Genomic DNA, 16,484 nt, shown 5'->3' on the forward strand with positions numbered 1-16,484 from the left:
ACTCTTTAAAGCGTTCCTATCCAGTTCTTCAGCAGCTGCGAACCAACGTCACCAGATTTCTCCGGGTGAAATTGGGTGGCCCACAATGCGCCATTGTCTACCGCAGCGACAAAACGGTCACCGCCATACTCCGACCACGCCACCTTCGGCGGCTCCGTAATCTCGGTCTCCAGCTCCCAGTTCCGCGCGGCATAGGAATGCACGAAATAAAAGCGATCCTCCGGGCTCACGCCTTCAAACATGCGGCTTCCGCTAGGAAGCTCCACGGTGTTCCATCCCATGTGCGGGAGGACGGGAGCCTGCAAACGGGTAACCTCCCCGGGCCACTCGCCGCAACCTTCGGTGTGCACGCCGTGTTCAGTGCCTGACTCAAAAAGAATCTGCATGCCTACGCAAATCCCCAAAACGGGGCGACCACCAGCCAATCGCTGACCAATGATTCGCGGCCCCTGTGCGGCGCGCAGGCCCTCCATGCAGGCAGCGAACGCCCCCACTCCGGGGACCAAAAGGCCATCGGCCTCTACCGCCTGTTTCGGGTCCGCGGTCACCGCGACGGTGGCACCGACCCTCTCCAGCGCGCGCACTGCCGACCGGACATTGCCAGCGCCATAATCCAGGACTACTACGTCGTGTGAGCTCATCGTGCTTCCTTTCCGGGTCTCCTCGGCCTTCTAATCATGCGCAGGCGGGTTTGGATGTCGTTCAGCTCGCTCACGCGGGTCTTGCCCAAGGCGAGGTCAGCCGCAGACATGAGCAGGCCCACCGCGATGATGGCGGCGCCAGCGGCGAACGCGCCATAATAACCAGACATAGCCACGACGGCGCCGAGCACCGTCGAGCCAAGGCCCGTGCCGCCGTCGTAGAAAATATTCCACACCGCAGAGCCCTCCGAGAGGCGCTCGCGCGGGAGACGGTCGAACATCGACAACAGCGCCTCATTTTGCACGATGCCGAAACCCGCACCGTAGATGACCGTGCCGAACACGAGCAGCCATACTGACCATTCTTGCCACAGCACGGCGGCGATAAGCCCCACGCCTAAGACTGAAAAAGCCTGAGCGGGAATCATCAGCGTGCCTGGCTGGCCTACTCGGTCCGCCACCACACCGGCCACATAGCGCGCGATCATGGCCGAACCACCAATCACCGATAGCATGAGGCCGCCCAAGACAGCGCCGCGCTCAGGATCCAACTCACGCACCGCCGGAGAAATGAAGTTAGATGCCACGCCATAGCTCACGGAAAAACTCATCAGCGCCAGTGCTGGGACGAGCACGAGCTTCCACATCGGGGCGCGCGGGGTGGTGTCTGAGGGGTCCGGCGACCCCACTGGAGCGGCTTTGATTTGCGGCACCAGAATGCACGTGAAGAATCCTAGTAAGCCAAGACCAGCAGCCAGAAGATACACCGTGTTGTAGTTAAAGGCTGAAGCCACCGCGAGGCCCACAGGCAAGAAGGCCATTTGGGCTGCACCGATGAATAGGCCGAAAATTCCCGTGGCCTTACCCAGCAGGCGCCGTGGCGTGATTTCCGCGATGAGTGCGTTCTCCGCCACTGTGAGCGCACCGAAGCCTATACCGCGCAGAGCGGAAAAGCCTAGGGCGATCGGGGCTGCATCGCCCAGCATGTGCCCCAACGCCGGCAGCCCCAGCAACAACGCCGCGGCCGCCATAATCGGGCGGTAGCCAAAGATGCGCAGCAGCATCGGTGTTGCCATTTGGGTAAGCACTGTGGCCAGCATGAACACGCCGGTCGTGGCACCAGCCAATGTCGCGGAACCGCCGGCATCCAGCACGGCCAGCGGCACCACAGGCAGCAAGACCGACCAAGCACCAAAAGCGGAAACCACCGCGATCATGGTTTCCTTAAAGCCAGCAACCTTCCATACGCTCTGAGGGGTCTTTTCTATCACTTCGCCGCCAATCCTGCTGAAAAGATGTCAAGGAACCAGACCAAGGCGGCAGTCACGGAGATCGCCGCGAGCGCACCCGCGACCACAGTCATCAGCACCGACCCGTTCTGGTATGCCGCCCACGCACCACCGACGAGCAACCCGGCGACCAGAAAGAGAACGAGAACCATTACATTCATAAGTCTTAGAGTGCTCCCTTCGTCGAAGGAACTCCGGTCACGCGCGGATCCCGCTCAGTAGCCTGGCGCAGAGCACGGGCCACTGCCTTGTACTCGGCCTCCGTGATGTGATGCGGATCGCGGCCGTAACGCACGTTGACGTGCAAGGTCGTCGCCGAGTGCGTGGCAAAGGTTTCAAAGAAGTGTCGGTTGATAACCGTGGCGTAATGCCCACCGATAATCTGCCACTCCATGTTCTCCGGCTCGCCATTCATCACGAAGTAGGGACGCCCTGAGATATCGACGACGGCCTCCACCAGCGTTTCATCCATGGGGAGGAGCTGGGAGCCGAAACGGCGGATCCCGGACTTATCCCCCACCGCCTCCAGAAAGGCACGGCCCAGCACGATAGCGGTGTCTTCGACCGTGTGGTGAGCATCGATGTCAATATCGCCCTCAGCGTGAACGCGAAGATCGAAGGAGCCGTGGGTGCACACAGCGTTAAGCATGTGGTCAAAGAACGGCAGCCCCGTCGAAATATCCGCCTGGCCGGTGCCATCGAGGTTTATTTCTACAGAGATCTTTGTCTCCCCGGTGACGCGCTCTGCGCGGCCAATGCGGCCGCCATGGTTGTGACGTACAGCGTCGCCAGCACTCATTGCCCCACGCTCCTTCTTCAAGTCATGAGCCCACAATGTGGGCTCATTTCATCATCGTTTTTAGTTAGTCATCTCTACTGTATCTGCCAAGTCCGCCGCGGCCGAAAGGAAGGCATCATTCTCTTCAGGCAGACCGATCGTGGCGCGCAAGAGACCCGGTACACCGTTATCACGAATCAGGACATCGCGGTCCAGGAATCCTTGCCACACCGCGTGCTGATCGGCAAAGCGTCCGAAGGAGACGAAGTTGGATTCGCTGGGTACGACGTAGTATCCGAGCTCCTTAAGCCGTGCGACAACCCGGTCCCGCTCCGCCGATAGTTTGGCCACAGTTCCCAAGGTCTCTTCCTTATGCGCAAGGGCAACGGTGGCCGCGATCTGGGAGAGAACCGACAGGTGATAGGGCAAACGAACGAGCATGACGGCTTCCACGAACGCCGGATCTGCCACGAAGTAGCCCAAACGTCCGCCGGCGAAGTCGAAGGCCTTGGACATCGTGCGCGAGACCACGAGCTTGGTCGGATATTTCTCCAGCAGCGTGGTCGCAGAAGGCGAAGGCGAGAATTCCATATAGGCCTCGTCCACGATGACGATGCCCGGCGCGGCCTGCACGATCTTCTCCACCACATCAATCGGGGTGACATCACCGGTGGGATTGTTCGGTGTTGTGATGAAAACGACGTCGGGGCGGTGCTTGGCGACGGCCTCCAACGCCTCCTCCTCATCAATACGGAAATCCGCATCGCGTGGGCAGGAGATGAATTCGGTTTGGGTGCCCGCGCATAGAATGGGGTGCATCGAATAGCTCGGTGTAAATCCCAGCGCACTACGCCCCGGCCCGCCAAAGGCCTGCAGCAGCTGCTGCAGAACCTCATTGGAGCCGTTAGCTGCCCAGACGTTCTCCACGCTGACAGCCACCCCGGTCTGCTCACTGACGTACTCCGCCAGTGCCGTGCGCAGCTCCACGGCATCGCGCTCTGGGTAACGGTTGAGCTGACGCGCGTGCTTCTCGACGGCCGCCACCATGTCCTTCACCAGCGCCTCCGAGGGCGGATAGGGGTTCTCGTTGGTGTTGAGCTGGTTGGTCACCGTCAGCTGCGGGGCTCCATAGGCGCTGGAGCCGCGCAATTCTTCGCGAAGGGGAAGATCCTTCAACTCAGCCATTGCTTAAGCCTCTTCTTTCTGGGTATCGGTGTCATCAGCGAATCGTGCCGCAATTGCTTCACCATGGGCGGGCAAGTCTTCTGCAGTGGCGAAGGCAATGACATTCTGAGCTACCTCGCCGAGTGCCGCGCGGTCGTACTCGATGAGGTTGACCGGCCGTAGGAAGGTGTGCGTCGACAGCCCGGCGCTAAACCGCGCGGTTCCCGAGGTAGGCAAAACGTGGTTGGAACCGGCGGAATAATCACCGAGCGGTACGGGCGAGTATTCACCAACGAAGATCGCGCCGGCGTGGCGGATACGCTCCGCAACTGCCCGGGCATTCTTTGTGTGTACCTCCAAGTGCTCAGCGGCATAGGCGTCCGCGACAGCGATACCTGTCTCGAGGTCGTCGACCAGGACGATGCCGGACTGTTCTCCGCGCAATGCCTCAGCTGCGCGCTCGGCGTTGGCTGTGGCGGTATAGCGCTGAGCTACCTCCGCATTCACCGCAGCGGCAAAGTCCTCAGAATCGGTGATGAGCACGGAGGCAGCCATGGGATCGTGCTCCGCCTGGGAAATGAGGTCATAGGCCACGTAGACGGGGTTAGCGGTCTCATCGGCCAGGATGGCGATCTCGGTAGGACCAGCTTCTGCATCAATTCCCACCACTCCCTGCACCGCGCGCTTAGCGGCAGCAACAAAGACGTTGCCGGGGCCGGTGATGATATCGACAGGCTCCAGAGCTTCTTCACCCGTGGCGGGTTCATCATCGCCGTAGGCCAGAAGCGCGATGGCTTGCCCGCCGCCGACGGCCCAGACATCATCCACGCCCAGCATGTGGCACGTGGCCAGCACTGTCGGGTGTGGCAGCCCACCGAATTCCTTCTGCGGCGGAGAAGCCACGACCATCGCCGCAGCGCCCGCTTCTTGGGCGGGGACGGCATTCATAATGACGGAAGACGGATACACCGCCTTGCCGCCCGGGACGTAGAGCCCTACTCGCTCGATGGGCTGGAAGACCTCGGTGACCGTCGCGCCTGGTGCCAGTGTCGTCGTGTGCGAAGCCGGCTTCTGATCAGCGTGAACGGCGCGCACGCGCGCGATAGATTCTTCGATGGCTGCTCGCACACTCGGGTCCAGGTCCTCGGCAGCCTTCTTCATCTCCTCCTTAGGTACTCGCACTGCGGCGGGGCGGACTCCGTCGAATTTTTCGCCGAAATCGAGGGCCGCCGCCGCACCACCCTCGCGGACTTTCTCCACCATGGGGATGACGGTGCCCATCACTGAGGACACGTCCGTTCCCCCTCGCGGCAGGACTCGGCGCAGCCGGGAGGTGGTGAGTTCCTCTCCACGCAGGTCGATGGTTCGTAGCATGCTCAGACCCCTTTTATAATATGCAGCGGTTTCTATACCTTCCCATTACTATACCTGGACCGAAAAGCCAGCGAGCTGGCAGGTAGGGGTTATAGAATGTGCCACTAGTAACACATTCCGGGAGCCCGAATCGGTGAAGGGAGGCGGCGAGATGAGCAACGGCGCCGATGGCCTGGACAGCCAGCCTCCTTCCGACCTGCTTGCCCGTGTCGAAAACCTCGCAAACCGCGAAAGCTTCGATTGCATTCGGGTCACCGCACACGAGCTCCTCTTCCCTCACCCACCGCTTGGGGAAACCCGCGCTTTCATGGACACCGAGGGCGAACCAATCCTGCGTTTCTACACCACCCATCACGGCGTTCTAGGTTTCGGCGACATTCCTGCTCTCAGTGAATTCGTCAATGACTGGAACCATGACTGCCTCTCGCCACACCTCATCCTCAACTATTCGGCACCTACCGAGGTAAAGGTGTGGGGGCATTCCTTCCTCGTGGTTCACCAGAAACCTACAACGTCCCAGCTTTCCGCTTCGGTTCTGCCAGCACTCCACAACGCTGCGGCCTGCCTCGAAGAATTGGCCGATCACTTCCCCGTTCTCACGCTTCCCCGCCCAACGGCTCCGGAAGAAGAAACAGAACTCGACGGCCCCGTCGCCGACGTCGACACCGCTCGGCTTGGGGAACTCTTGCCAGCCCTCGGAATTACACGCTTCCAGGCGGATGCTGACGAGGCCATCTATGCCTGGATCAATGATGTCCTCTTTGCTTTCGCCATCGATTCCGGCCCCAGCCTCATCATCAAAGGCCATTGGGATCCCAACCTGCCGGGCAGCGAGTTCTCCAAAATCTTCCTCATTTGCAATGACTGGAACCGGACCAATCACTCAGCCTCCGCCTTCTGCCACTCAAACATTGATGGGTTGCAGGTACGCATCGATTACGCGGTTATGACGGGCGCCGGGCTTTCCGACGCCCAATTGATCACCGCCCTCGGCCGCGGCATCAAGCACGTTCTCCACGGCATCGATGACATCTCACGCGATGCGGTGGGCTCCTCCCCCGTCGCGTGGCCCTAGCGCGCCGTCGACCGGCGCCTCATTTTCTTCCGAAACCCTCTCGCTCACAGCATCGCAAGGCGAATCGATGAATAGCGCGGACCAGTAGGCAAACATGGCCATAAACGGCCCTACCAGCCAGGCACTACCCGGCGAGAATTTCGGCACAAACTCTACATACTCTCCGGGATTCTCGGGAATATAAGTGGCGGTGGCTCCACCGAAGACATAAAACGATGCCGCGCCAGCCAGAGCAGCCAGAGCCACCCACAGCAGTACGCCGACGCCACGGTAGCGCTCACCTCGCACGTAGGCAGTAGCCCCCAGGGCCGCGCTAAGAACTCCGGTGATCAGTACGAAGGTGATATAGGAATCAAATTGCACGTCGGCAACGTTGCTCAAGGCGTAGCCGCCATCATCAACCCGGTGCCCCTTGAGAGCTGGACGCCACAGTCCCCACGCGGCGCCGGCTGCAGAGAATCCAAGGAGTGCTAACGCGAGCAACCCCGCGCCGAATCCAATGGCGCGGGGTATGCGAAGGCTAGGAGCACGCAGTCCAGGCACGATACTCTCTAGCCGCAGAAGGTCCAGTTACCGTTCTCACGCTTGAAGCGCATGGTGGAGCTATCCATGCCCTGGCTGGTGTTAACGTTCACAGTCGCGGAAGCATCGTCACCGTTAACCACAACATCGTTGATGGACTCAACACCGGTCTTGGACCAGTCAAAGCCATCCATCTGGGAGGTATCCTGGCCCGCTGCCGCCATCATGTCCTTGAGCTGGTTCATCGGAACATCCGGAACCTGGTTGTAATCAACCTGATCGAGGCCGGAGTTCGGATCGTTGCGGATAGCCGCGCAGGTGTGCTCCGGGAGGTACTTCACAAAGGAACGCATGGTCTGCTGCTCATACATACCGCGTACTAGGGTGTTAATACCGTCGATATCCTCCTGGCTGGCAGCTTCACCCTGAACCGGTTCGACCTTGGGCATGTTCTGGAAAGGATCAGCGCCTTCTTCGAAGGGGTTGGCCAGAGTCTGGTTAGCAGCCTCGGGGTTCTCCCCCTCCGGCTTGGCAGCTTCGTCCTTATTCTCTTCGCCGTCCTTCTTGTCCTCCCCCTCCTTCTTCTCCTCAGAAGTCTTCTCTTCCGTCTTCTTCTCAGACGTCTTTTCCTTAGACTTCGTAGTCGTGGTGGTCTTTGCCGCAGAGGACGCAGTGTCACCTGCATTCTCATCATCGGAACCACAAGCAGCCAAGGAAAGCGGCGCAACGAGTGCAACAGCAATGAGGGACTTCTTGGCAGGTGTCAGAAAAGACAAGGGAAAACTCCTAAATGTACATAGAGAGCGATAGGTTAAACCACGCGGGACGCAGTGTTTGCTCTTGGGCAACTCACATAACCTTAACAAGCGCTGTTTGAAGAATTCATATTCTACACCTTGAAGCTTCCTGTGAGCCTCACGAGGGTATTCTCTTGCCGCGTAGAGTTGGTCGTGTGCACCTTTCTCGCGACGCTATCGTTTCCACCGCCCTTGAGCTTTTGACCCAATACGGCCTTGCTGATGTCACTATGCGCCGAGTCGCCACCAACCTCGGAGTCGCACCCGGCGCGCTGTACTGGCACGTGGCCAACAAACAATCACTGATCGCCGCCATGACCGCAGAAATACTCGCTCCCGTCACCGGGGAAAGCACGGCGGAGCTGGTCAGCTCGCTGCACAATGAGCTGCAACGCTGGCGCGATGGAGCTGAAGTGGCCATCGCCGGAGCATCCTTCCCTGAGTCCTCAGCGAGCGCTGACGTGGAAAAGCTATTCACCAAGGCACTGCAGAAGGAGGCACCCGATGCCTCGCCGGAGGATAGAGCCGTCGCCGCCCGCACTCTGATCCACTACACGCTGGGCGCTACTTTCATGGAGCAATCCCGCGAACAGCTCAGTGGGGCAACTCCAGGCGGGACGTCGCCAAGCACAGCGTCTACAGCTTCCGAGACCACGCCGGTGGACGCCACCTCGGTGCGCGCAGCGGAGCTGATGGTCGCCGGCTTAAGATCACTGCGAAGCGATCACATGCATCAGAATTGACTAAGCTAAGCCTCATGACTGAGACCCGTGCTGACCTAACGCCATCTCGCCAGGTGTGGCCTGGTTCCCCCTCCCCGCTCGGCTCCACCTATGATGGAGCCGGTACTAATTTTGCTATCTTTTCCGAAATCGCCGAGAAGGTTGAGCTCTGCCTCATTGACCAGGACGGTAACGAAGAACGCATCGAATTAACTGAGATCACCGCACACGTCTGGCACGCCTACCTCCCGAACGTCAGCCCCGGGCAGCGCTATGGATACCGCATCCACGGCCCTTATGAGCCAGAAAATGGTCTGCGCTGCGATCCCTCAAAACTTCTTGTCGATCCTTATGCTCGCGCCTTCGACGGCGACTTTGACGGGGATCCCTCGCTGTACTCCTACGATATCTTCGCAGAGGAACCCGGCAGCGGCCGCAACCAGGATGACTCCTTGGGCCACACCATGCTCTCCGTGGTCATCAACCCGTTCTTCGAGTGGCACGGCGACAACCGCCCGCACACCCCGGATAACGAAACAATTATCTACGAAGCCCACGTCAAGGGCATGACTATGACGCACCCGGATGTGCCGGAGGAGCTGCGCGGTACCTACGCCGGTATGGCACACCCAGCGATCATTAACTACTTCAAGGACTTGGGAGTGACGGCCGTCGAGCTGCTGCCGGTTCACCAGTTCTTACAGGATGATCGCCTGCGCCAGCTGGGCCTGCGCAACTACTGGGGTTATAACACCTTCGGGTTCTTCGCCCCGCATGCTGACTATGCCTACGCCAAGAAGCCTGGCGAGGTGGTCGCTGAGTTCAAGGCCATGGTTCGTGCCTTCCATGAGGCCGGAATCGAGATCATCCTCGATGTGGTCTACAACCACACCGCCGAAGGCAACCACATGGGCCCCACCATCGCCTTCCGCGGCATTGATAACCACGCCTACTACCGCTTGGTTGATGACAACCCCGAGCACTACATGGACTACACCGGTACCGGTAACTCCCTGAATGTCCGTCACCCGCACTCCCTCCAGCTGATTATGGATTCGCTGCGTTACTGGGTGACGGAGATGCGCGTGGATGGCTTCCGGTTCGACCTCGCGTCCACTCTGGCGCGCGAACTCGATGATGTGGATAAGCTCGCCACTTTCTTCGATTTGGTCCAGCAGGACCCGGTGGTCTCCAAGGTCAAGCTCATCGCCGAGCCCTGGGACGTGGGCCATAACGGCTACCAAGTTGGCAACTTCCCGCCCATCTGGAGCGAATGGAACGGCAAGTACCGCGATACCGTCCGTGATTTCTGGCGCGGGGAGCCGGCGACAATGGGTGAGTTTGCCTCACGCCTGACTGGTTCCTCCGATCTCTATGCCAACAACGGCCGCCGCCCCACCGCGTCTATCAACTTCATCACCGCGCACGATGGCTTTACGCTTCGTGATTTGGTGTCCTATAACGAAAAGCACAATTCCGAGAACGGTGAAGACAATCGCGACGGTGAGTCCCACAACCGCTCGTGGAACCATGGCGTGGAAGGGCCGACTGACGACGAAGAGATTAAAAAGCTCCGACGCCGCCAGGTCCGCAATTTCCTCACTACCCTCCTGCTATCCCAGGGCACCCCGATGCTGTGCCATGGTGATGAGCTGGGCCGCACCCAAGACGGCAATAACAACGTGTATTGCCAGGACAACGAGATTTCCTGGATCGATTGGTCGATGTTGGAGCAGGAAAAGAACGTCGCCATGCACGGCTTTACCAAGCGCCTGATCAACATCCGCAAGAACCACCCGGTGTTCCGCCGCCAGCGTTTCTTGGCTGGTGGCCCCTTTGGCTCTGAGGTGAAAGATCGCGATATTGCCTGGCTCGTGCCCTCCGGCAAACTCATGACCCCGCAGGACTGGGATTTTGAGTTCGGCAAGGCCCTCATGGTCTATCTCAACGGTAACGCGATTACGGAAACCACTGCCCGCGGTGAACGCATTACGGATGATTCCTTCATCATGATTTTCAACGCTCACCACGAAGACATCGAGTTCACGCTGCCCAAGAAGGACCTGGGTGCTAGTTGGAGGCTCATCGTCGACACCTCTGATTCCGGTGGCTATCCGGACGAGGAGAAGCTCATCGCAGCCGAAGGTTCCATCGTGGTACAGCCGCGCACAACGCTGATCCTGCGCCAGACTGAGCCCCCAGTTTTCGACGACAGCGATGACTCTGCGCAATCCGCTGCCACGGCAGAAGAAAGCCGATAGCTAGACTGCACTCCACCGTCTGCTGTCCACCATTAACCCCGTCCTTGAAAGGAAACCGTGTCCTATACCGCCCACGGTGCTGTCATTGATGTCACCACCGATGCACTCACCGTCCAACGCTCCCAGCTAGCCGCTTCCCTTGGCGCCCCAGCCCGCGAGGCTCTCTCCTTAGCTGATGCCACGGGCGTGGAGTGCACGAAACCAACGGAGACAGGGTTTGGGCAGGTCATAGTGCGCGGCACGAGCGATTCTGCAGGGACCGTTGGGGACACGATCATCCGCTTCGCCCCCGGCCAAGACGCGGCCGCATTTGCCCGCGCGGTTGAGGCAGCGCTGCGCGGCGAAGCACCGGCTGCCAGCAGTGGTGTGCAGGGGCTCAACTTCACCGCCGTCGATGTGGAAACCGCCAACGATAACTGGGGCTCGGTCTGCCAGATCGGTGCGGTCCGCTTCCGCGATGGCGAAGAGACCGAGTCCCGCACGTGGCTGTGCACTCCCCCACCGGGGCTCGAGCACTTCGACGAGGTCAACATCAGCATCCATGGCATCACAGCGGAGGACGTCGCTGATACTTTACCTTTCGCTGATGCCGCCGCCGAGCTCTTCGAGTTCCTCGGCACAGACACGCTAGTAGCCCACAACGCGCAATTCGATTCCACGGCCCTGCGCAGTGGCCTCAAGAAGGCCGACGCGCCGGTGCCAGAACTTCGCTTAGCGTGTTCCCTGGCACTGGCCCGCGACGCCTCCCGTGCAGGCGTCATCGACGTGGCCAACCATAAACTTCCCACCGTTGCCTCCTACCTCGGTGCCGAGGATTTCCGCCATCACGAGGCCACAGCCGACGCCCGCGCGGCGGGCGAGATTGTCAGTGCCCTAGCGCAGCGCTTTGGTCACTCCGGAAGCATTGAAGACTTGTTCACCACCCGTGATTTTGCGCTGGGCACGTTGAGCGAGGACTCCGTCATCCCGGTCCTGCGCGCCAACACCGCTCCCCTCTCCGCTGCCGACTTGGGCGCTGGTACGGATTTCCGCGACAAGACGCGCATGGCGGGTACAGCCTCGGGCTCGAAGAAGAAGGGCTCCGCCGCTAAGGAGCGCCGTGGTGCAGCCCCGTGGCAATCCGTATCCACTCCGGACACCATCCCGGATCCCAATCCTGATGCGGATCCGGAAGGCGCGCTATTTGCTCAGAATGTCACTCTCACCGGTGACTTCGAGCCTTTCGACAAGGGCCTTTTGTGGTCCAAGATTGCTGAACGCGGCGGCCAGGTGGGCAAGAATGTCACGAAGAAGACCACCGTCCTGGTTGTGGGCCAGTGGGCTACCAAGACCTCTAAAGAAAAACGCGCTGAGGAGCTGCAAGGCAAAGGCCAGGACATCGCGATCTGGCAGACGGACAAGCTGTTAGAGGAGCTGCAGCTTGATGAGGCTCCGCCGTTCTAACCTGCGTAGCTCTTGAGCACGGAGGCGCTAGAACATCAAGGCTCTAGCGCGTGGTGGGTTTTCTACGAACTAGTGGGAACCTGTGGGCATAAACCCCAGTCCAATAAGGGCAAGGAATCTGCACTTGCCTACCTTTCGGAGTAAATCCACCATGACCATCGCGCTGCCCACCTCCCTCCGCATCGACCACCTGCTCCCCTCGCTCTGCCCGAGCGAGGAGCTCAACGGAATCAAGCTCTGTGATGATGGCTTCGGTGATTCACCTGCTAGCCTCCAGCTATCGCGGACGCTATCGATGTCCTTGGTCCACGGCACAGGCGCCGAAGCCAAGCGCGTGAGCCAGCGCGCTGTGGACGATATGGGGTTGACCGTGCGCCAAGCTTGGGATGCTGCCGCGCTGAATCTGCAACGCCGCGCACTGACGCAGCAGGGGCTGCGCTTCTTTACCCGGCCTGCCGAACTCGGACTGGGTAGAACGGAAAAGGGCCTAGAGGTGCGGGTGCATCGCTGCGCTGTCTCGTCGTGGTTGGCTCACCCGCAGGCCTTCGTTATCCTAGACAATCATCTGCAGCGGCTTAGCCAGGCTCGGAGTATTACCTACCTCGTGCCTGATGCGCACACTCTCTACGCACTGCTCAACATTTCCCCGCAGCGCGCCACGGAACTGGCCTACCGCGCGGCCGAATTGCGCCCGCGCCATCGACCACCGCTGAGCTTGCAACCACTAGTATTAGCTAACGGCTTTCCACTGGAGGTGTAGACACACCTCCATACTTCCTCCGCCGTGGCCGAAAGGAGTCACGTTCTTAAGATGGCTGAATCATCCATGTCCCGCCTGAGCAGCCAGTACCATTCCTGGGTACACGCGCATCCTACCGCGGCGCAGGATTTCCGCGATGCCATCGAGGACTTGCTTAACGACGCCGGCATTATCTTTGACCGCGTAGCGACCCGCGTGAAGCTGTGGCCTTCTCTCAAGGCGAAAGCGAAGAAGCGCCGCGACAACGGCGAGCTGATGTACCCGAAGCCGTGGGAAGATATCCACGATGTTTTGGGGGTGCGAATTACCGTCTTCCACTCCACGGTTATCCCGGAAGCACTGGAGGTTTTGGGAGAAACCTTTACCGTGCTGCGCTCGGTGGACAAGGCGGCGGAAACGCGGATTTCTGGTGGTTTTGGTTATGGCTCGCACCATTTGGTGCTGACGGTGTCCGAGGACAGCGCCGCCACGCTGGAGGAACTTGAGCCTTATATCGGCTGGACCTTCGAGATTCAAATCCGCACCGTGCTACAACACGCTTGGGCGGAATTTGAGCACGATATCCGGTACAAGCAGGGCCCGAACCCGCCTTCCCCGCAGGTGGATCGCCTCTTCACACTGGCTGCGGGCCTGATTGAGCTGGCGGACCAGCAATTCGATGAAATCGCCGCACTCAAAGCCCCCAGTTCTGAGGCAGGCGATGACGTGGAAATTACAGCCGAGACCCTCCCTGGTGTCCTCGCCATTATTCTGGGCAGCCGCTTCCCTCGTTCACGCTCGGAGCATTATCGCTTCCTTGCCGAGTTGCTCGACAACAACGGCATCACACGCTTGAGCCAGCTCAAGCAGCTGCTCGACGATGACGCCATCGCCCACGTACACGATGCCATGCGCTACCGCTTCCGCCCGGGCCAGGTCAGGCTTATCGACGACTTGTTGCTCAACAAATTCGGTGCCCAGCACATCGAAGCCACGGCCGAGGCCGGTGACCGCAAAGACCGCAAGCGCCGCTTGAATGCTCGGCTGAAGGCCTTAAAGAACTTCCGAAATAATTAGCGGAATCCACCGCGGAATTTCTCCATCTGCCGGCGCTCCTTCTTCGTCGGGCGGCCAGCACCGCGCGGGCGGACCGGGACGGAGGGCATAAATTCCTTCGGCGGTGGCGGCGGGGCGTGGTCGATGTAGCAGGTGCGCGCAATCGGGGCGCCGACGCGCTTGGACACGGTGGCGAGCACCTCAAGGTCATGCTCGTGGTGGTTGCGCCACACGCGCACGCGGTCGCCAGGAACGACCTGCTGCGCGGGCTTAGTGGCGTTGCCGTTGAGTTTGACGTGCCCGGCGCGCACCGCCGTGGCGGCCTCCGAGCGGGTCTTGAACATGCGCACGGACCAGACCCAAGCATCAATGCGTACGGGCCGCCCGTCGGGCTGATTCACCATGGGCTTTTATAGGTTGTGGTTCTCGTTCACGATCTTCTGGATTTTGACCCAGTTGTACGCGCCACCCACCACGGCGACAACGAGGCCAATCGCCATCCAAACCCAGAAACCAGTCAGTGCCCAGCCCAACAGAATTCCGCCGGCAACGCCGCCCACGACGCAGATAGCGCCGTTGCGTGCGTGGGTGCGCACGGCTTGCTTACGTTGCTCAATGGGGTTGTTGGGGCGTCGCTGCATAGTCATGAAGCTCATTCTACATGGCCAAAAACTCGCGGCCTTCTCGCGGACTTAAAGCTCCACCCAGGCAGTTCCAGCTTCCTTCGGCTCTACTCCACCCTGCGTCAGCGCGGCGAGCGTCGCCGCGAGCTCCTCCTCACCGCTGGGTTCCACAGACACGGTGAACGTCACCGCTTGTCCATAGGCGGTATCCACCATGTCCACGCCGCGGTTGCGCAACTCTGCCTCTAAGCGACCGGCCTCCGCGTGGGAAACCTCGACGGTATAAAGCTCGCGCAGGGCACGCGTGACGGGCTCAACCTGCTCCATCGTCTCGCTAACGGCACCGCCATAGGCGTGAACGAGCCCGCCCGCGCCCAGCTTGATACCGCCGAAGTAGCGCACAACGACCGCACAGATATCGAGCAGCCCGGAGCCCTTCAAAACATCGAGCATGGGCTTGCCCGCCGTGCCGGAGGGCTCGCCATCATCGGAGGAGCGCTCCACTGGATTCGAGCCGTCCACGTGGTAGATATAGGCCGAGCAGTGGTGGCGGGCGTCGGGGAAGCGGTCGCGGGCGGCGTCGATAAGCGCGCGTGCTTCCTCTTCCGTCGTGGCGCGGCCGATAAGGGTGATAAACCGCGAACGTTTGATCTCAATCTCGTGCTCGACAATCTCACCGGCGACGGGACGCTGATAGCTCTCCAGCATTATGCGACGAGAAAATCGTACTCGGGGGTACCTGGCTTTAGTTGCTGGCAATTAAGCTTCGACGCCTCCATGCGCTCCAGCAGTCCGTCGATACCTGCGGCACTCCCCAGCTCGATACCTACCAGCGCGGCACCGGTCTCACGGTTATTGCGCTTGAGGTACTCGAACAGCGTGATGTCATCCTCTGGACCAAGAACGTCCTGCAGGAAGTGGCGCAACTGGCCGGGCTCCTGCGGAAAATTCACCAGGAAGTAGTGCTTGAGTCCGCGGTGTACCAAAGAGCGCTCCATGATTTCGGCATAGCGCAGCACGTCATTGTTACCACCGGAAATCACGCACACTACCGTTGAACCTGGCTGCAGGGCGAGCGTGCGCAGGCCAGTCACGCTCAGCGCGCCGGCGGGTTCGGCGATAATGCCCTCGTTTTGGTACAGCGCCAACTGTTCCGTGCACACGGCGCCTTCGGAGACGGTGTCATGGTGCAGGCGGCCCTGGTTGGCTTCCAAGATCTGGAAGGGCAGCTCACCAATGCGCTTGACGGCGGCACCGTCGACGAAGGGATCAACGGTCTCCAGGGTCACCGGCTCACCAGCAGCGAACGCTGCGCTGAGCGACGCCGCCCCGGCCGGCTCAATGCCCACCACCGCCGTGCGCGGGGCCATGTCAGCGAGGTAGGAGGTGATGCCGGAGATCAGGCCGCCACCGCCCACGGGGACCACCACGGTATCGAGGGATTTACCGATCGAAGACAGCTGGGAGACGATTTCCGCAGCCACAGTTCCCTGGCCGGTGACGGTATCGCGCGAATCGAAAGGCTCGATGAAGAAGGCGCCGCGCTCCGCTGCATCCGTGTGCGCAGCAGCTGCTGCCTCATCGAAATTGGCGCCGGTGACAACGAGTTCCACGAGGTCGCCGCCGTGAACCAAAATGCGGTCGCGTTTTTGTTTCGGGGTCGGTTCCGGCACGTAGATTTTACCGTGGATTCCCATGGTGCGGCAGGCATAAGCCACTCCTTGGGCGTGGTTTCCCGCCGACGCCGTGACGATGCCGTGCGTCCGCTGCTCTTCGCTGAGGTTGGACATGCCGTAGATAGCCCCGCGGATCTTGTAGGAGCGCACGTCTTGCAGGTCCTCGCGCTTTAAGTACACCTCATAGCCGGTTTCCTGGGACAGTCGCGGGCAGTATTGCAGCGGAGTCGGGGCAATCTCCGAGCTAATTCGCGATTGGGCCAGTTGAATATCAGAGGCGTGGATTGGCTCGAAGTCTTGCGGGGTGCTTGTCATGGTGGCTCA

18 protein-coding genes are annotated in these 16,484 nt (G+C 60.4%); 6 read left to right on the plus strand and 12 right to left on the minus strand.

Features of this window, described 5'->3' with window-relative positions; genetic code table 11:
- Positions 1-5: 5 nt before the first annotated feature.
- From hisH to hisD, 6 genes are read right to left on the minus strand one after another with little or no spacing between them, the layout of a single operon-like run.
- Positions 6-641, minus strand: coding sequence for an imidazole glycerol phosphate synthase subunit HisH (gene hisH / locus HMPREF2943_RS09655; RefSeq protein WP_070711442.1), 636 nt, complete (start codon positions 639-641; stop codon positions 6-8).
- A complete protein-coding gene (locus HMPREF2943_RS09660; RefSeq protein WP_070445416.1) occupies positions 638-1,858 on the minus strand; it encodes an MFS transporter in 1,221 nt (406 codons plus the stop codon). The genes hisH and HMPREF2943_RS09660 overlap by 4 nt, the downstream gene beginning before the upstream one ends.
- 50 nt (positions 1,859-1,908) lie before the next feature.
- On the minus strand, positions 1,909-2,091 hold the full coding sequence (locus HMPREF2943_RS09665; RefSeq protein ID WP_070445412.1) for a hypothetical protein: 183 nt from the start codon (positions 2,089-2,091) through the stop codon (positions 1,909-1,911).
- A 5-nt stretch (positions 2,092-2,096) separates the two neighbouring features.
- Positions 2,097-2,729 carry an imidazoleglycerol-phosphate dehydratase HisB gene (gene hisB, locus HMPREF2943_RS09670; protein ID WP_070711443.1) on the minus strand — a complete coding sequence of 211 codons (633 nt, stop codon included), beginning with the start codon at positions 2,727-2,729 and terminating at the stop codon, positions 2,097-2,099.
- Between the two features lie 60 nt (positions 2,730-2,789).
- Positions 2,790-3,893 (minus strand): histidinol-phosphate transaminase, encoded by a 1,104-nt coding sequence (locus tag HMPREF2943_RS09675; RefSeq protein WP_070711444.1) that lies wholly within the window; start codon positions 3,891-3,893, stop codon positions 2,790-2,792.
- Positions 3,894-3,896: 3 nt separating this feature from the next.
- Positions 3,897-5,246 carry a histidinol dehydrogenase gene (gene hisD, locus HMPREF2943_RS09680; RefSeq protein WP_070711445.1) on the minus strand — a complete coding sequence of 450 codons (1,350 nt, stop codon included), beginning with the start codon at positions 5,244-5,246 and terminating at the stop codon, positions 3,897-3,899.
- A 151-nt stretch (positions 5,247-5,397) separates the two neighbouring features.
- Here hisD and HMPREF2943_RS09685 point away from each other — a divergent pair, with 151 nt between their 5' ends.
- Positions 5,398-6,321: a YbjN domain-containing protein gene (locus tag HMPREF2943_RS09685; protein WP_070711446.1), complete on the plus strand. Its 924-nt coding sequence runs from the start codon at positions 5,398-5,400 to the stop codon at positions 6,319-6,321.
- Here the strand turns inward: HMPREF2943_RS09685 and HMPREF2943_RS09690 are convergent.
- Entirely contained in the window at positions 6,280-6,864 is a 585-nt protein-coding gene (locus HMPREF2943_RS09690; protein WP_246817304.1) for a hypothetical protein, read from the minus strand. The genes HMPREF2943_RS09685 and HMPREF2943_RS09690 overlap by 42 nt on opposite strands.
- An 8-nt stretch (positions 6,865-6,872) precedes the next feature.
- On the minus strand, positions 6,873-7,619 hold the full coding sequence (locus HMPREF2943_RS09695; RefSeq protein WP_070643759.1) for a hypothetical protein: 747 nt from the start codon (positions 7,617-7,619) through the stop codon (positions 6,873-6,875).
- Between the two features lie 176 nt (positions 7,620-7,795).
- Between HMPREF2943_RS09695 and HMPREF2943_RS09700 the strand changes: the two genes are divergently transcribed.
- The 5 genes from HMPREF2943_RS09700 to HMPREF2943_RS09720 all read left to right on the plus strand — a co-directional run bounded on the left by HMPREF2943_RS09700 (position 7,796) and on the right by HMPREF2943_RS09720 (position 13,882).
- Entirely contained in the window at positions 7,796-8,383 is a 588-nt protein-coding gene (locus tag HMPREF2943_RS09700; RefSeq protein WP_070711447.1) for a TetR family transcriptional regulator, read from the plus strand.
- Positions 8,384-8,397: 14 nt separating this feature from the next.
- Positions 8,398-10,623, plus strand: coding sequence for a glycogen debranching protein GlgX (glgX, locus tag HMPREF2943_RS09705; protein ID WP_070711448.1), 2,226 nt, complete (start codon positions 8,398-8,400; stop codon positions 10,621-10,623).
- 57 nt (positions 10,624-10,680) lie between these two features.
- Entirely contained in the window at positions 10,681-12,066 is a 1,386-nt protein-coding gene (locus HMPREF2943_RS09710; RefSeq protein ID WP_070711449.1) for a 3'-5' exonuclease, read from the plus strand.
- A 124-nt stretch (positions 12,067-12,190) separates the two neighbouring features.
- Positions 12,191-12,826 (plus strand): hypothetical protein, encoded by a 636-nt coding sequence (locus tag HMPREF2943_RS09715; RefSeq protein WP_246815729.1) that lies wholly within the window; start codon positions 12,191-12,193, stop codon positions 12,824-12,826.
- 51 nt (positions 12,827-12,877) lie between these two features.
- On the plus strand, positions 12,878-13,882 hold the full coding sequence (locus HMPREF2943_RS09720; protein ID WP_070711450.1) for a GTP pyrophosphokinase: 1,005 nt from the start codon (positions 12,878-12,880) through the stop codon (positions 13,880-13,882).
- Here HMPREF2943_RS09720 and HMPREF2943_RS09725 read toward each other — a convergent pair.
- Genes HMPREF2943_RS09725 through ilvA form a run of 4 tightly spaced genes read right to left on the minus strand, consistent with a single transcriptional unit; the run spans position 13,879 to position 16,475 of the window.
- Complete coding sequence (locus HMPREF2943_RS09725) at positions 13,879-14,265, minus strand: RNA-binding S4 domain-containing protein (protein WP_010190494.1); 387 nt, start codon at positions 14,263-14,265, stop codon at positions 13,879-13,881. The two genes, HMPREF2943_RS09720 and HMPREF2943_RS09725, sit on opposite strands and share 4 nt — an antisense overlap.
- Before the next feature lie 6 nt (positions 14,266-14,271).
- Positions 14,272-14,508, minus strand: a complete 237-nt coding sequence (locus HMPREF2943_RS09730; RefSeq protein ID WP_070711451.1) for a hypothetical protein — start codon at positions 14,506-14,508, stop codon at positions 14,272-14,274.
- Positions 14,509-14,553: 45 nt separating this feature from the next.
- Complete coding sequence (locus HMPREF2943_RS09735) at positions 14,554-15,192, minus strand: YigZ family protein (protein ID WP_070711452.1); 639 nt, start codon at positions 15,190-15,192, stop codon at positions 14,554-14,556.
- Positions 15,192-16,475, minus strand: coding sequence for a threonine ammonia-lyase IlvA (gene ilvA / locus HMPREF2943_RS09740; protein ID WP_070711453.1), 1,284 nt, complete (start codon positions 16,473-16,475; stop codon positions 15,192-15,194). Before ilvA ends, HMPREF2943_RS09735 begins: the two co-directional genes overlap by 1 nt.
- Between the last annotated feature and the right edge of the window lie 9 nt (positions 16,476-16,484).

This window comes from Corynebacterium sp. HMSC072D12, from assembly GCF_001813925.1.
Lineage (GTDB): Bacteria > Actinomycetota > Actinomycetes > Mycobacteriales > Mycobacteriaceae > Corynebacterium > Corynebacterium aurimucosum.

Excerpts from the sequence above, each read along its gene's own strand:
- HMPREF2943_RS09660 (WP_070445416.1), bottom strand. The coding sequence starts at position 1,858 with ATGATCGCGGTGGTTTCCGCTTTTGGTGCTTGGTCGGTCTTGCTGCCT.
- HMPREF2943_RS09725 (WP_010190494.1), bottom strand. The coding sequence starts at position 14,265 with ATGGTGAATCAGCCCGACGGGCGGCCCGTACGCATTGATGCTTGGGTC.
- HMPREF2943_RS09675 (WP_070711444.1), bottom strand. The coding sequence starts at position 3,893 with ATGGCTGAGTTGAAGGATCTTCCCCTTCGCGAAGAATTGCGCGGCTCC.
- HMPREF2943_RS09730 (WP_070711451.1), bottom strand. The coding sequence starts at position 14,508 with ATGACTATGCAGCGACGCCCCAACAACCCCATTGAGCAACGTAAGCAA.
- ilvA (WP_070711453.1), bottom strand. The coding sequence starts at position 16,475 with ATGACAAGCACCCCGCAAGACTTCGAGCCAATCCACGCCTCTGATATT.
- HMPREF2943_RS09735 (WP_070711452.1), bottom strand. The coding sequence starts at position 15,192 with ATGCTGGAGAGCTATCAGCGTCCCGTCGCCGGTGAGATTGTCGAGCAC.
- hisB (WP_070711443.1), bottom strand. The coding sequence starts at position 2,729 with ATGAGTGCTGGCGACGCTGTACGTCACAACCATGGCGGCCGCATTGGC.
- hisD (WP_070711445.1), bottom strand. The coding sequence starts at position 5,246 with ATGCTACGAACCATCGACCTGCGTGGAGAGGAACTCACCACCTCCCGG.
- HMPREF2943_RS09720 (WP_070711450.1), top strand. The coding sequence starts at position 12,878 with ATGGCTGAATCATCCATGTCCCGCCTGAGCAGCCAGTACCATTCCTGG.
- HMPREF2943_RS09665 (WP_070445412.1), bottom strand. The coding sequence starts at position 2,091 with ATGAATGTAATGGTTCTCGTTCTCTTTCTGGTCGCCGGGTTGCTCGTC.
- hisH (WP_070711442.1), bottom strand. The coding sequence starts at position 641 with ATGAGCTCACACGACGTAGTAGTCCTGGATTATGGCGCTGGCAATGTC.
- HMPREF2943_RS09685 (WP_070711446.1), top strand. The coding sequence starts at position 5,398 with ATGAGCAACGGCGCCGATGGCCTGGACAGCCAGCCTCCTTCCGACCTG.
- glgX (WP_070711448.1), top strand. The coding sequence starts at position 8,398 with ATGACTGAGACCCGTGCTGACCTAACGCCATCTCGCCAGGTGTGGCCT.